Origin of the sequence: Streptomyces sp. NPDC001568 (assembly GCF_042893755.1) — a bacterium.
Taxonomy (GTDB): domain Bacteria; phylum Actinomycetota; class Actinomycetes; order Streptomycetales; family Streptomycetaceae; genus Streptomyces.
The window spans coordinates 229,850-242,936 of record NZ_JBIAVF010000003.1; the positions used below are offsets into that span (position 1 = coordinate 229,850).

At 72.9% G+C, this 13,087-nt stretch carries 12 protein-coding genes and 1 pseudogene; 6 read left to right on the forward strand and 7 right to left on the reverse strand.

Annotated features, from left to right (window positions below):
- Positions 1-35: 35 nt before the first annotated feature.
- Positions 36-1,172, reverse strand: coding sequence for a pyruvate dehydrogenase (acetyl-transferring) E1 component subunit alpha (gene pdhA / locus ACFY0I_RS06835; RefSeq protein ID WP_388891195.1), 1,137 nt, complete (start codon positions 1,170-1,172; stop codon positions 36-38).
- 193 nt (positions 1,173-1,365) lie between these two features.
- Here pdhA and ACFY0I_RS06840 point away from each other — a divergent pair, with 193 nt between their 5' ends.
- Entirely contained in the window at positions 1,366-1,905 is a 540-nt protein-coding gene (locus tag ACFY0I_RS06840; protein WP_388891801.1) for an Lrp/AsnC family transcriptional regulator, read from the forward strand.
- Positions 1,906-2,099: 194 nt separating this feature from the next.
- Here ACFY0I_RS06840 and ACFY0I_RS06845 read toward each other — a convergent pair whose 3' ends face one another.
- Together ACFY0I_RS06845 and ACFY0I_RS06850 are read right to left on the reverse strand one after the other, a co-directional pair.
- A complete protein-coding gene (locus tag ACFY0I_RS06845) occupies positions 2,100-2,711 on the reverse strand; it encodes a TetR/AcrR family transcriptional regulator (protein WP_388891197.1) in 612 nt (203 codons plus the stop codon).
- Complete coding sequence (locus ACFY0I_RS06850; protein ID WP_388891200.1) at positions 2,708-4,228, reverse strand: 3-hydroxyacyl-CoA dehydrogenase; 1,521 nt, start codon at positions 4,226-4,228, stop codon at positions 2,708-2,710. The genes ACFY0I_RS06845 and ACFY0I_RS06850 overlap by 4 nt, the downstream gene beginning before the upstream one ends.
- Positions 4,229-4,396: 168 nt before the next feature.
- On the opposite strand from ACFY0I_RS06850, the gene paaN reads away from it, so the two are divergent.
- On the forward strand, positions 4,397-6,079 hold the full coding sequence (paaN, locus tag ACFY0I_RS06855) for a phenylacetic acid degradation protein PaaN (RefSeq protein WP_388891202.1): 1,683 nt from the start codon (positions 4,397-4,399) through the stop codon (positions 6,077-6,079).
- A gap of 169 nt (positions 6,080-6,248) precedes the next feature.
- On the opposite strand, the gene ACFY0I_RS06860 is transcribed toward paaN, so the two are convergent.
- Positions 6,249-6,965 carry a MerR family transcriptional regulator gene (locus tag ACFY0I_RS06860; RefSeq protein ID WP_388891205.1) on the reverse strand — a complete coding sequence of 239 codons (717 nt, stop codon included), beginning with the start codon at positions 6,963-6,965 and terminating at the stop codon, positions 6,249-6,251.
- A gap of 106 nt (positions 6,966-7,071) precedes the next feature.
- On the opposite strand from ACFY0I_RS06860, the pseudogene ACFY0I_RS06865 reads away from it, so the two are divergent.
- Positions 7,072-8,010, forward strand: a pseudogene (locus ACFY0I_RS06865) (hypothetical protein); the annotation flags it as partial.
- Here ACFY0I_RS06865 and ACFY0I_RS06870 read toward each other — a convergent pair.
- The 3 genes from ACFY0I_RS06870 to ACFY0I_RS06880 all read right to left on the reverse strand — a co-directional run bounded on the left by ACFY0I_RS06870 (position 7,966) and on the right by ACFY0I_RS06880 (position 10,874).
- On the reverse strand, positions 7,966-8,745 hold the full coding sequence (locus ACFY0I_RS06870; protein WP_388891208.1) for a TrmH family RNA methyltransferase: 780 nt from the start codon (positions 8,743-8,745) through the stop codon (positions 7,966-7,968). The pseudogene ACFY0I_RS06865 and the gene ACFY0I_RS06870 sit on opposite strands and share 45 nt — an antisense overlap.
- A 72-nt stretch (positions 8,746-8,817) precedes the next feature.
- Positions 8,818-10,029, reverse strand: a complete 1,212-nt coding sequence (locus ACFY0I_RS06875) for an HTTM domain-containing protein (RefSeq protein WP_388891803.1) — start codon at positions 10,027-10,029, stop codon at positions 8,818-8,820.
- Positions 10,026-10,874: a DUF5819 family protein gene (locus ACFY0I_RS06880; protein ID WP_388891211.1), complete on the reverse strand. Its 849-nt coding sequence runs from the start codon at positions 10,872-10,874 to the stop codon at positions 10,026-10,028. The genes ACFY0I_RS06875 and ACFY0I_RS06880 overlap by 4 nt, the downstream gene beginning before the upstream one ends.
- A gap of 135 nt (positions 10,875-11,009) precedes the next feature.
- Here ACFY0I_RS06880 and paaA point away from each other — a divergent pair, with 135 nt between their 5' ends.
- The 3 genes from paaA to paaC are packed head-to-tail and all read left to right on the forward strand — an operon-like array spanning position 11,010 to position 13,071.
- A complete protein-coding gene (gene paaA, locus ACFY0I_RS06885) occupies positions 11,010-12,029 on the forward strand; it encodes a 1,2-phenylacetyl-CoA epoxidase subunit PaaA (RefSeq protein ID WP_388891213.1) in 1,020 nt (339 codons plus the stop codon).
- Entirely contained in the window at positions 12,026-12,310 is a 285-nt protein-coding gene (gene paaB / locus ACFY0I_RS06890) for a 1,2-phenylacetyl-CoA epoxidase subunit PaaB (protein ID WP_281209342.1), read from the forward strand. Before paaA ends, paaB begins: the two co-directional genes overlap by 4 nt.
- Positions 12,307-13,071 (forward strand): 1,2-phenylacetyl-CoA epoxidase subunit PaaC, encoded by a 765-nt coding sequence (gene paaC, locus ACFY0I_RS06895; RefSeq protein WP_388891215.1) that lies wholly within the window; start codon positions 12,307-12,309, stop codon positions 13,069-13,071. The genes paaB and paaC overlap by 4 nt, the downstream gene beginning before the upstream one ends.
- Positions 13,072-13,087 lie beyond the last annotated feature (16 nt).

The window sequence follows — 13,087 nt, forward strand, 5'->3', positions numbered from 1 at the left end:
CGTCGCGGGCTTCACCGCCCGCTGTGCCACCGTGCTCACGCCTCTTCCTCGGCTTCCAGTTCGGCGCGCAGCAGGTCGGCCTGCTCGCGCAGTCGTCCGGTCTGCTCCGCGTAGACGTGCGCGAACAGGTCCATCGGGTCCAGGACCGGTTCGGCGTTCATCCGCTCGCGCAGGTTCGCGGCCATCGCCTCGGCCGCGTCGCGCGCCTCCCGGATGCCGTCCTCGTCGAGGATCCCGCGGGCGGTGAGCTCGCGCTCCAGCAGTTCCACCGGGTCGTGCGCCTTCCAGGCCTCCACCTCGGCGTCCGTGCGGTAGCGGGTCGCGTCGTCGGCGTTCGTGTGGGCCTCCATCCGGTACGTGATGGCCTCGATGAGGGTCGGACCGCCGCCGCCGCGGGCGCGCTGGACGGCCTCGGTGAGCACCTCGTGCATGGCCGCGACGTCGTTCCCGTCGACCAGCCGGCCGGGCATTCCGTAGCCGACGGCCTTGTGGGCCAGCGTCGGCGCCGCGGTCTGCTTGGCGAGCGGGACGGAGATGGCGAAGCCGTTGTTCTGGACCAGGAAGACCACCGGGGCCTGCCAGACGGCCGCGAAGTTCAGCGCCTCGTGGAAGTCGCCCTCGCTGGTGCCGCCGTCACCGACCATGGCCAGCGCGACGACCTCGTCCCCGCGCAGCCGGGCGGCGTGGGCGACGCCCACCGCGTGCGGCAGCTGGGTGGCGAGGGGGGTGCACAGCGGGGCTATCCGGTACTCGCGCGGGTCGTACCCGGTGTGCCAGTCGCCCCGCAGCAGCGTGAGCGCCTGTACGGGGTCCAGCCCGCGCGCCACGGCCGCCAGGGTGTCCCGGTAGCTCGGGAAGAGCCAGTCCTGCTCCTCCAGGACCAGCGCGGCCGCGATCTCGCAGGCCTCCTGGCCGACGGTGGACGGGTACACGGCGAGACGGCCCTGCCGGGTCAGCGCGGTGGCCTGCGCGTTGTAGCGGCGGCCGCGCACGAGTTCGGCGTAGTACCGGCGCATCAGCGTCGGGTCGAGGCGGTCGGCCGCCTCGGTGCCCAGCACCCGGTACGGCTCGGGGTCCGGAAGCAGCGCCGCTGCGTCCGTACGGGGCCTCCAGGCGGGCGGCGGGGTGACACGGTGGGACGCACCGGCACCGGGCAGCTCTTGGACCGTCATGGCGGCGTACACCTCCTCGTGGGAAGCGGGCAGGGAGTGCCCCGGATGTGAGGCCCCTCACCAACCGATTGTTCGGTTGTCCGGGCAATTTGGCTACAGGCGGCTCCAGGCTGTGGACAAACTGGCGCCGGGGCCGTGGGATGGGTGCAGGACGTCCAGGAGAGGGAGGCATCGGGCAATGCCGGATGAACAAATGGCCGGAGCCGGTTCCGGCCCGGTCCCGCCGGGGGCGGTCCCGGGCGCCCCTCCGGTGCCTTCCCGCCCCCTGGATCCGATCGACCGGTCGATCATGCGGCTGCTCCAGGCGGACGGCCGGGCGTCCATACGCTCGGTGGCCGAGCAGGTCCACGTGTCGCGGGCCAATGCCTACGCCCGCATCAACCGGCTCATCGACGACGGGGTGATCCGCGGTTTCACCGCCCGGGTGAACCACGAACGAGCAGGTCAGGGCGCTTCCGCGTACATCACCCTGAAGATCGTCCAGAACTCCTGGCGGACGGTGCGCGAACAGCTGCGCGAGTTGCCGGGAGCGGCGCACATCGCACTGGTCAGCGGCGACTTCGATGTCCTGCTGCTCGTCCACACCCCGGACAACCGGACCTTGCGCGAGCTGGTCCTGACGCGCCTCCAGTCCATCCCGGAGGTCCTCTCCACGCGCACGCTGCTGGTTTTCGAGGAGACGGACCTCCTCGACCCGGGCCCCGCCACCGGTCCCGCCCTCACGGAGGAGTGAGCGCCCGGCCCACGGACGACACCGGTACGACTGATCCGACCGGGTGGTGCGGGGGAGCGGTCGACCACGCGGTGCCCCCCCCCGGATCCCGGACAACGCGGTGCGCCCCCCGGATCCCGGAGGGCGCACGGTGTGCCGGTGTGTCGCGCGGCGTCCACGAAGCCGCTTTCTCCGCGTTCCCGAAGAGGCCGCGGTCACGAAGCCGCGTCGCCACGTCCCTTCGGGGTCGCGCGGAGCCCGTCGAGGGCCATGTGGACCACCGCGTCGGCGAGCTGGCCGTGGTCCGCGCCGGGGTGCGGGCGGTACCACTCCACGAGCGAGTTCACCATGCCGAACAGCAGCCGCGTGGCGAGCCGGATGTCCACGTCCGCGCGCAGGTCCCCGTCGGCCGCGGCGGCCTTCAGCAGGTCGGCGACGCGGTGATCGAACTCGCGGCGCCGCTCCAGCGCCCAGCGCTCGGTGCGCGTGTTGCCCCGGACCCGCAGCAGCAGCGTCACGTACGGCAGTTCGCCGAGCAGCACCTCGACCGTCCGCCGGGTCACGTACTCGACCCGTTCCACCGCCCGGCCGCGTACGGCGCCGGGTTCGTCGAGGACGGCGAAGAGTCCGTCCAGCGCGCGGCTGACGGCCCGCAGGAGCAGTTCCTCCTTGCCCGCGACGTGGTGGTAGATGGAGGACTTGGAGATTCCGGCCGCCTTGGAGAGGTGCTCCATGGAGGTGCCGTCGTAGCCGCGCTCGTTGAAGACCTGGACGGCCACGGAGAGCAGCGTCTCCGGGGTGTAGGTGTCCCGCCTGACAGTGGTCATGCCGTGTCCTCCCCCTCGTCTTCCCCGTCCGCCGCGTAGCCCAGCCTGAACAGCGCCAGCGAGGGCGCGTAGCGGCCGCCGGGACAGCGTTCGTCCAGGTTGTGCAGCAGGTCGTAGGCCCAGTCCGGGCCGAGCAGCGCGTGCCAGGCGGACGGGCCCAGGGGGTAGTTGACGCCGAGGGTCATCGCGGTGTCGATGTCCTCGGCGTCCGCGACGCCCCGCGCCACGGCGTCGGCGGTCAGGTCGATCAGCATGGCGACGGTCCGGGCGACGATCATGCCGGGGACGTCGCCGATGACGGAGACCTTCTTGCCCAGCTTCTGGAAGAGGCCGACGGCCTCCGCAAGGGTCCGCGCGCTGACGTCCTCGCTCGCGGAGAGCGCGACACGGGTGGCGCCGCGGTAGTCCAGGGCGAGGTCGAAGTAGACGACGTCGGTGAACTCGACGGAGGTCTTGCCGTCCGCGAGCACCAGCTGGCCCTCACCGGGCAGCTGGATGTACGGACCGCCGTGCCCGGTGGCCGTCACCGCGATCCCGGCCTCCTCGATGAGCTCCGCCAGGACGGCGGCCGGGCCGAGGTCGCCGACGACGGTGACCTTGTCCGGCGCCTCCTCGGGGCCCGCGGTGTGCGGCTCCGGCAGCCGGGCGTCCTCCCCGTACGGGAACCAGCCCTGCCCGGACTTGCGGCCGAGCCGGCCCGACTGGACCAGCCGGCGCTGGGCGAGGGAGGGGGTGAACTTGGGGCTGCGGAAGAACGAGTCCCAGACGGAGCGGGTGACGGCCTCGTTGACGTCCTGGCCGATCAGGTCGGTGAGCTGGAACGGCCCCATCCGGAAGCCGCCGCTCTCGCGGAGCACGGCGTCGATGGTGGCCGGGTCGGCGCCGCGCTCCTCGTACACCGCGAAGGCCTCGGCGTAGAACGGGCGGGCGATCCGGTTGACGATGAATCCCGGGGTGTCGGAGCAGTTGACCGGGGTCTTGCCCCAGCCGAGGACCGTGGCGTGGACGCTCTCGGCCACGTCGGGGTCGGTCGCGTGCCCGCTGACGACCTCGACGAGGGGCAGCAGCGGCGCGGGGTTGAAGAAGTGCAGGCCGAGGAAGCGGCCGGGGTGGCGGAGGTCGGCGGCGAGTTCGGTGACCGAGAGGGAGGAGGTGTTGGTGGCCAGCACCGCCCCGGGCGCGATCACCGCTTCCAGGGCCGCGAAGAGGGTGCGCTTGACGGTGACGTCCTCGACGACGGCCTCGATGACCAGGGCCGCGTCGGCGAGGTCGGCGAGGGTGCGCGCCGCGCCGATCCGGCCGATCGCCTCCTCGGCCTCGGCACCGTCCAGGCGGCCCTTGGCCGCCATCCGCTCGACGCGGTCGCGCACGAGGCCCGCCCCGGCCTCGGCGAAGGCGGGGTCGATGTCGTGGAGCAGCACGCGGTGACCGGCGAGGAGGGCGACCTGGGCGATGCCCTGCCCCATGGTGCCGGCGCCGACGACCGCCACAGTGCGGGACCGCTCGATTGCTGTCATGTCCTGATCCTCCCGCACCGACTTATCCACAGGCCTGCCGGGCCCTCTTGTCCCGACCGATCGTTCGGTTACTCTAACTGCAGTCTGCTCTTCTTCACCCGCCCCTGCCTGATCTCAGCCTGCGAAATCAGCCTGATCCTGCCCGGCTCAACGAGGAGTTGGTCCCTGATGGCCGCCGAGCTCACCCTCCCCCAGCTGTCCGAGAAGCACCGGCCCACCCTGGACCAGGCGCTGGCTGCCATCCGCAGCCGCGCCTACTGGTCCCCGCACCCCGAACACCCCAAGGCGTACGGGGAAACCGCCCCGGCCGACGGGCTCGCCGCCTTCGAGGCCGTCCGCGGCTCCCGCTTCGACCTCGACCAGCCCGGCACCGACGGCTGGACGGGCGGCGAGGTCTCCCCGTACGGCCCGGAGCTGGGCGTCGAGTACCCGCACGCCGACCCCGACGTGCTGATCCCCGCGATGCGGGCCGGCATGGGTGCCTGGCGGGACGCCGGGCCCGAGGTCCGCGCCCTGGTCTGCGTCGAGATCCTGTCCCGGATCGGCGCGCGGACGCACGAGTTCGCGCACGCGGTCATGCACACCAGCGGCCAGGCCTTCATGATGGCCTTCCAGGCTGGCGGCCCCCACGCCCAGGACCGTGGCCTGGAGGCCATCGCCTACGCGTACGAGGAGCAGACCCGGGTGCCCGGCCGGGCCGACTGGTCGAAGCCGCAGGGCAAGCGCGACCCGCTGGAGCTCGACAAGACGTTCACGGCCGTCCCGCGGGGCGTCTCGCTGATGATCGGCTGCAACACCTTCCCGACCTGGAACGGCTACCCCGGCCTGTTCGCCTCGCTCGCCACCGGCAACCCGGTCCTGGTCAAGCCGCACCCGCGCGCCGTCCTGCCGCTGGCGCTGACCGTCAAGGTGGCCCGCGAGGTCCTCGCCGAGGCCGGCTTCGACCCGAACCTGGTGGCCCTCGCCGTCGAGCGCCCGGGCGAAGGCATCGCCAAGACCCTCGCGCTGCGCCCCGAGGTCAGGATCATCGACTACACCGGCTCGACGGAGTTCGGGGACTGGCTGGAGACCAACGCCCGCCAGGCGCAGGTCTACACGGAGAAGGCGGGCGTCAACACCGTCGTCGTCGACTCCACCTCCGACTACAAGGGGATGCTCTCCAACCTGGCGTTCTCGCTGTCCCTGTACAGCGGCCAGATGTGCACCACCCCGCAGAACCTGCTGATCCCGCGCGACGGCATCGGGACGGACGCCGGCCACAAGTCGTACGACGAGGTCGTCGCCGACCTCGCCGCCTCGGTCGGGGGCCTGCTGGGCGACGATGCCCGGGCCAACGCCCTGCTGGGCGCGCTGGTCAACCCGGACGTCAAGGCCCGCCTGGAGGCGGCCGCCTCCCTCGGCGAGGTCGCCCTGGCCTCCCGCGAGGTGGTCAACCCGGAGTTCCCGGACGCCGTGGTGCGCACCCCGGTCCTGGTCAAGCTGGACGCCGCCAAGCCGGACCCGGAGGCCGCCTACCTCTCGGAGTGCTTCGGCCCGGTCGCCTTCGCGGTCGCGGTGGACTCCACCGCCGACGCCCTGGAGCTGCTGCGCCGCACGGTGCGGGAGAAGGGCGCGATGACCGTGGGCGCGTACACGACGTCCCCGGACACCGAGCGGGCCATCGAGGAGGTCTGCCTGGAGGAGTCGGCGCAGCTCTCGCTGAACCTGACCGGCGGGGTCTACGTCAACCAGACCTCGGCCTTCTCCGACTTCCACGGCTCCGGCGGCAACCCGGCGGCGAACGCCGCCCTGTGCGACGGCGCGTTCGTCGCGAACCGCTTCCGCGTGGTGGAGGTCCGCCGCCAGGCATGACCCGTACGGGGCGCCGAGTCGGCCGGGTACCCGTACGGGGCTCCCGGCCGTACGGGGCGTCCGGTCGGCCGGGGCGGCCCGGGATTTCCGGGTCGACCCGGGGCGCCGGGTCGGCCGGGGCGGCCCGGGGTGATTCCCGTACCGCCGCCGGCGCCCGTACCGCCCCGGCTCACCCGGGAAGGCCGTCGGGCCCGGCGGCTCCTCCCGTGCCGAAGGCGCGCGAGGAGCCGTCCACCTGGGCCATCCTGCGCAGGGCCGCGAACATCGCGTCACCCATGACGATGCCGACCACGACCTCCTCGATGAGGTCCTCCCGCGCCGGCCCCCGCCCCACGTGCGCCAGGTCCGCCCGCGCCACGCCCTCCGCCGCCGTCGCGTACGCGTCGAGCACCTCCGCGAAGCCGCCGTGCCCGATCCGGGACAGTGCCGCCAGCGCCGTGGTCAGGGCCTGCGCCTGCGGACTGTCGGGCGAGACGTGCCAGTCCCGCGCCGCGATCAGGTCCGCCACCTTCTTCCGGGCCACGACCACGTCGGGGTCCGCGTCCAACTCCGCGTCCGGAGCCCCGTCCGCGTCCCCGTCCGCCAGGGTCGCGCACCCATCACCGGTGTACCCGGGTACGAGCAGGTCGGCGGCCGCGCCCAGCAGCTTGTGCGTCGAGCGCTGCTTGTCGTCCACCGCGACGAGGACCTCGCCGATGTTCGCCACCGAGAGCCCGCCCACCTCCAGCAGGGCGCGGATGAGCCGCAGCCGACGCTCATGGGCGTCCCCGTAACTGGCCTGGTTGGGGCTGGTGAGCTCCCCGGGCGCCAACAGCCCTTCCCGTACGTAGTACTTGATCGTCGGGACCGGCACGCCGGTCCGGCCGCTCAACTCTCCGATGCGCATCGTGCGTCCACTTCTTCTTTTTGCTTGCCTGCCCCCGCCTCATCATAGATAGTGGCGCTACCGGATAGCGGCAAGTGCCACTATCTATCTTTCACCGGGGGAACGAATGTCGCTGTCTTCCTTACGTACCTGGCACCGGCCACTGACCGTCTTCGCCGCCGTGATGGTGCTGTGGGCCATCGGCTCCGGCATCGGACTGCTGGTGGACGACCGCGTCCTGGTCGGCGCCCCGATCTGGGCCAAGCCCTTCAAGTTCGCCGTCTCGTTCGTCGCCTACGCGCTCAGCCTGGCCTGGATGGTCTCCCTCGTCGGCTCGGCCCGCCCCCGACTGCGGCGACCCGCCTGGTGGGGCGGCACCGTCGTCGTCGCCGCGAGCGGCGTCGAGATGCTGCTCATGACGATCCAGGTCGTGCGCGGCGAGCAGAGCCACTTCAACCGGCGGACGCCCTTCGACGCCCAGCTCTACGACGCCATGGCCATGACCGTGGTGGTGCTCTGGCTGTCCACCCTGGTCATAGCCGTCCTGCTGTTCCGCACCCGGATCACCGACCGGGCCACCACCTGGGCGATCCGGATCGCCGCCGTCCTCGCCCTCACGGGCGCCGGACTCGGCTTCCTGATGACCCGGCCGACCGACGAACAACTCCTCGTCGACGACGCGCCGGTGGTCGGCGCGCACGGCGTGGGCGTACCGGACGGCGGGCCCGCCATGCCGCTCACCGGCTGGTCCACCACCGGCGGCGACCTGCGCGTCCCGCACTTCTTCGGGATGCACGCGCTCCAGGTGCTTCCGCTGCTCGTCCTGGTACTGGCCGCCCTCGCGGCGCGCCACGCCCCGCTGCGCGCGGAGCGGGTACGGCTGCGCCTGACCGTCGTGGCGGGCGGGCTCTACGCCGCCACGCTCGCGCTGCTCACCTGGCAGGCCCTGCGCGGCCAAGCCCTGATCCACCCCGACGGCGCGACCCTGGGCGCGGCCGCGGCGATCGTGGTGGCGGGGGTCCTAGGCGTCCTCGCCGCCCTGCGATCCGGCCGGGGGGCCGCCCCAGTGGAAGAGGGTCATGGCCACGCTGGTGGCGAGGTTGTAGCTGGAGACCTGGGGGCGCATCGGAAGGGAGACCAGGTGGTCCGCCCGGGCGCGTAGCTCGGGTGAGATGCCGTGCCGCTCGGAGCCGAAGGCGAGCAGGGCGTCGTCCGGGAGGGTGAGGCCGCGGATGTCCGCGCCCTCCGGGTCGAGCGCGTACAGCGGCCCGGTCGGCAGCTCCTCCAGGGCGAGCCGTTCGACCGTGGTGGCCCAGTGCAGGCCGGCCCCCGCCCGGACCACGTTGGGGTGCCAGGGGTCGAGGTCGCCCCGGGTGACCACGCCCGTGGCGCCGAAGCCGGCGGCGAGGCGGACGACGGCGCCGACGTTGCCCAGGTTGCGCGGGTTGTCGAGGACCACGACCGGCGCCGGCCGGGGCCGCCGGGCCAGCGCCGCCCGCCCGGCGGCGCGGTCGGGCCGCACGGCGAGCGCGGCGACGCCGGTGGGATGGACGCGGGGCAGCAGGTCCTTGAGCGGGGCCCGCCGCAGCAGCCGCCCCACCTCCGGGGCCACGTCCGGAGCCAGCTCGGCGGCCAGGGCCCGTACGGCGTCCGGGTCGTCGGCGACGACCACGCGGATTTCGGCGCCGAAGCGCAGGGCGTGCTTGAGCGCGTGGAACCCGTCGAGCAGGACGGCCCCGTCCTGCCCGGCCGCCTCCCGCCACTGGCGCACGGTCTCGTCGGGACTCCGCTGCTCGCTCATGCGCCGACCCTACGACGCCGGGGGCGGGGGCCCGCCCCCGGCCCGTCGCCGGGGCGCGGCCGGCCGCCGCCGTCAGCGCGGTACCGCGGCGGGTTCCGCCACGACGGGGTCCTGCGGGGCTCGGGACGCCCGCGCGTCCGCCGGCTCCCGCGCCCCCGGCCTCCGTACCCGCCCCCGTACGGGACGCAGCGCCGCGGTCCGGGCCCCGAGCCACACCAGGAAGGCCGTCGGCAGGAACACCGCGTCGGCCGCGATCATCGCCAGCGAGAAGAACGGCAGCCCCAGCAGCAGCGCGATGCCCGCGTGCTCCAGCATCATCACCGCCAGCAGCACGTTCTTCACACGCCGGTCGAACAGCGTGAACGGGAAGGCGACCTGCACCGCCACCGTCCCGTACGAAAGCAGCATCACCAGCGTCCCGCTGCCCGCCAGCAGCCCGGACAGCCCCGGCCAGGGGGTGAAGTAGTCCAGTCCGAGCGGGTAGTACAGCGCGGTCCCGTCCTGCCAGCGGGAACCCTGGATCTTGTACCAGCCGGCCGTCGCGTAGATCAGGCACACCTCCGCCATGATCACCAGCATTCCGGCGTTGTGCAGCACGTTCGCCAGGACGTCCAGCACCGCCCGGGCGTCCCCGTCCGGCTCGTACCGGTCGACCAGCCACCACAGCCCGAGCCCGACCCACAGCGCCGCGAAGGCGGCCAGCCAGCCGGTGCTGAACCGCCCGGTCAGCGCCCCGTACGCGAGGACGACGCCCAGCACGCCCCACAGCACCGGCCCCGCCGCGCCCGCCGAGGCGCTGCCGCGCAGCCGGACCCGGCGGGCGTCCAGCGACCACACCTGCGCGCAGCGGGTCAGGACCAGGTAGATCGCCATCAGGTGGATGACGTTGTCCCCGCCGTCGCCCATGAAGACGCTGCGGTTCTGCAGGGACAGCACGCCGACCATGAACACCACGGACGTCGCCCGGGTGCGCCAGCCGAGCACCAGCAGCAGGCTCGCGAGCACGGAGACGGCGTAGACGATCTCGAACCAGAGTGAGGAGTCCGACCACATCAGGACCGTGAACGCCCGGTTCGAGGCGATCAGCCGCTCGGCCAGCTGCCAGCTCCACGGGCTGTCCGGCCCGTACAGTTCGTGCCGGTTCGGGAGCTCGCGCAGCAGGAAGAACAGCCAGGTCCCGGCGAAACCGATGCGGACCACGGCGCTCTGGTACGGGCCCAGCGCCCGCCCGGTCACCTTGGTCAGGGCGGCGACCGCCCGGGCCCGGGGCCCCGGCCGCTTCACACCGTCCACCACGGCAGCTCCCGGTAGTAGGTCTGGGTGTCCGTCTTCTCGGTGCTCCAGCTCGGCGCCGCGACGGCGGTGGTCGCCGAGCGCAGCTGGATCCGCTCGATCCGGTCGGCGGCGCCGCCACCGCCCCGGTCGCCGCTCGCACCGCCTTCGGCGAGCCGGTCCAGGGCGATCCGGCGCAGGTACTCCTCGGACAGCGCGCCCCGGTCGCCGTTCGGGCGGTTGTTCTCGTCGTGGGAGCCCGTGAAGAAGTCCCAGGCCCGGCGGAGCTCGTTCTGTTCGGTGTGGCTCGGCAGCAGGCTGTGCCGGATGGCCGCGCCGTCCTCGGCGGACAGGTCGCGCCAGCCCCCGGTGACGACCTCGCCCCCGGAGGTGCGGACCTCGGCCCGGACCTGCACGGAGATGTTCTGCTGGAGGGGGTTCGGGGCGAAGAGCTTCCAGTTCTGTTCGAACTCGGGGTAGACCCATCCGTCGACCAGGTCCGCGTGCTGCTTGCTCAGCGTGTTCGACGGCGCGACGTGCAGGAAGACGAGCGCCAGATGCAGGCCGGCGGCGACGGCCACCGCCGCCAGACCCAGCGCCGCCACGACCCGGTACGGGGCGGGCAGGCCCCCGATGCCGGGGGCCCGGGGCGGGGCGGCAGGCCCATCCGGCCCGTCGGACGGGGCCGGATCCGGCGCGGGATCCGGGCCGGGGTCGGCGGCGGGATCCGGGCCGGGGTCCGCGGCGGAATCCGCGACCTCCGGCGGCGCGGCGCGAGCATCCTCCGCCGGGCCGGAAGGTGCCGGAACGGCCGTCGGAGGGACTCCTTCCGCAGGCTCGTGCTCGTTCGAAACCATCCCGCCCCGATCATCCGGCGTCCACAGGGTTGCCCACAGAGGTTGACACCCTACGGGCCGCCGTCTCACCATTGAAGAGGATGAACCGAACGATCGGTCGGTCGGGCGGACGGAAGAATCTGACAGGGAGCCGAGATGGTCGCAGTGACCCCGGAATCGGGCCCGGGCACGGCAGCGGCGGCAGGTACGGCGGCCGTCGTCGAGGCGGACCTCGTCGCGCAGCTCGCCGCGGCCTTCGACGCCGCGGTGGCGGCGGACGAGCGCGTCGAGCCGCGCGACTGGATGCCCGACGAGTACCGCGCCTCGCTGGTCCGGCAGATGGCCCAGCACGCCCACTCCGAGATCATCGGCATGCAGCCCGAGGCCAACTGGATCACTCGGGCGCCGTCGCTGCGCCGCAAGGCGATCCTGATGGCCAAGGTGCAGGACGAGGCCGGCCACGGCCTCTACCTCTACAGCGCCGCCGAAACCCTCGGCACCAGCCGCGACGAGCTGCTCGACAAGCTCCACGCCGGCAAGCAGAAGTACTCCTCGATCTTCAACTACCCCACCCTGACCTGGGCGGACGTCGGCGCGATCGGCTGGCTCGTGGACGGCGCGGCGATCACCAACCAGGTGCCGATCTGCCGCTGCTCGTACGGCCCGTACGCCCGCGCCATGGTCCGCATCTGCAAGGAGGAGTCCTTCCACCAGCGCCAGGGGTACGAGCTGCTCCTCGCCCTCTCGCAGGGCACCGAGGCCCAGCACGCCATGGCGCAGGACGCCGTGGACCGCTGGTGGTGGCCCTCCCTGATGATGTTCGGCCCGCCCGACGACGAGTCGGTCCACTCCGCCCAGGCGATGGCCTGGCGGATCAAGCGGCACTCCAACGACGAGCTGCGCCAGCGCTTCGTGGACATCGCCGTCCCGCAGGCCGAGTCCCTGGGCCTGACCCTGCCCGACCCCGACATCAAGTGGAACGACGAGCGCGGGCACCACGACTTCGGCGCCATCGACTGGTCGGAGTTCTGGAACGTGCTCAAGGGCAACGGTCCGTGCAACGAGCAGCGGATCAGCCAGCGCCGGACGGCGCACGAGGAAGGCGCGTGGGTCCGCGAGGCCGCGGCGGCCTACGCCGAGAAGCACACCAGCACCGGACGAGAGGTACAGGCATGACGCAGAACTGGCCCCTGTGGGAGGTGTTCGTGCGCTCGCGCCGCGGCCTCTCGCACACGCACGCGGGAAGCCTGCACGCCCCGGACGCGGAGATGGCCCTGCGCAACGCCCGCGATCTCTACACGCGGCGCGGCGAGGGCATCTCCATCTGGGTCGTGCCCTCCACGGAGATCATCGCCTCCTCGCCGGACGAGCGGGACCCGTTCTTCGCGCCGTCCGCCGACAAGCCCTACCGGCACCCCACCTTCTACGACATTCCCGAGGGGGTGCGTCACCTGTGAGCAGCACCGACACCACCCTCACCGGCTCGACGGCCGCGGCCGCGCTCGCCCTCGGCGACGACGCGCTGATCCTGTCCCACCGCCTGGGCGAATGGGCCGGTCACGCCCCCGTCCTGGAGGAGGAGGTGGCCCTCGCCAACATCGCCCTCGACCTGCTCGGTCAGGCGCGCGTCCTGCTGTCCATGGTGGGCGACGAGGACGAGCTGGCCTTCCTGCGCGAGGAGCGTTCCTTCCGCAACCTCCAGCTGGTCGAGCAGCCCAACGGCGACTTCGCCCACACGATCGCCCGGCAGCTCTACTTCTCCTTCCACCAGCACGAGCTGTACGGCGCGCTGGCCGCCGGGAACGGCCCGTTCGCACCGCTCGCGGCCAAGGCCGTCAAGGAGACCGCCTACCACCGCGACCACGCCGAGCAGTGGACCCTGCGCCTCGGTGACGGCACGGAGGAGAGCCGCCGACGGATGCGGGCCGGGCTGGACTCCCTGTGGAAGTACACGGGCGAGATGTTCCAACCCCTCGACGGATCTGACGGACTCGACGGATCCGACGGCCTCGGCCTGGACCGGGTCGAACTGGAGGCCCGCTGGCTGACCGCCGTGGGCGGCGTACTGGAGCGGGCCGGTCTCGCGCTCCCCGAAGGGCCGCGCACGGGGGCCTGGGCCGCCGGCGCGGGCCGCGAGGGCCTGCACACCGAGTCGTTCGGTCGGCTGGTCGCGGAGATGCAGCACCTGCACCGCAGCCACCCGGGAGCGTCCTGGTGACCGGGACCGCGGGAGC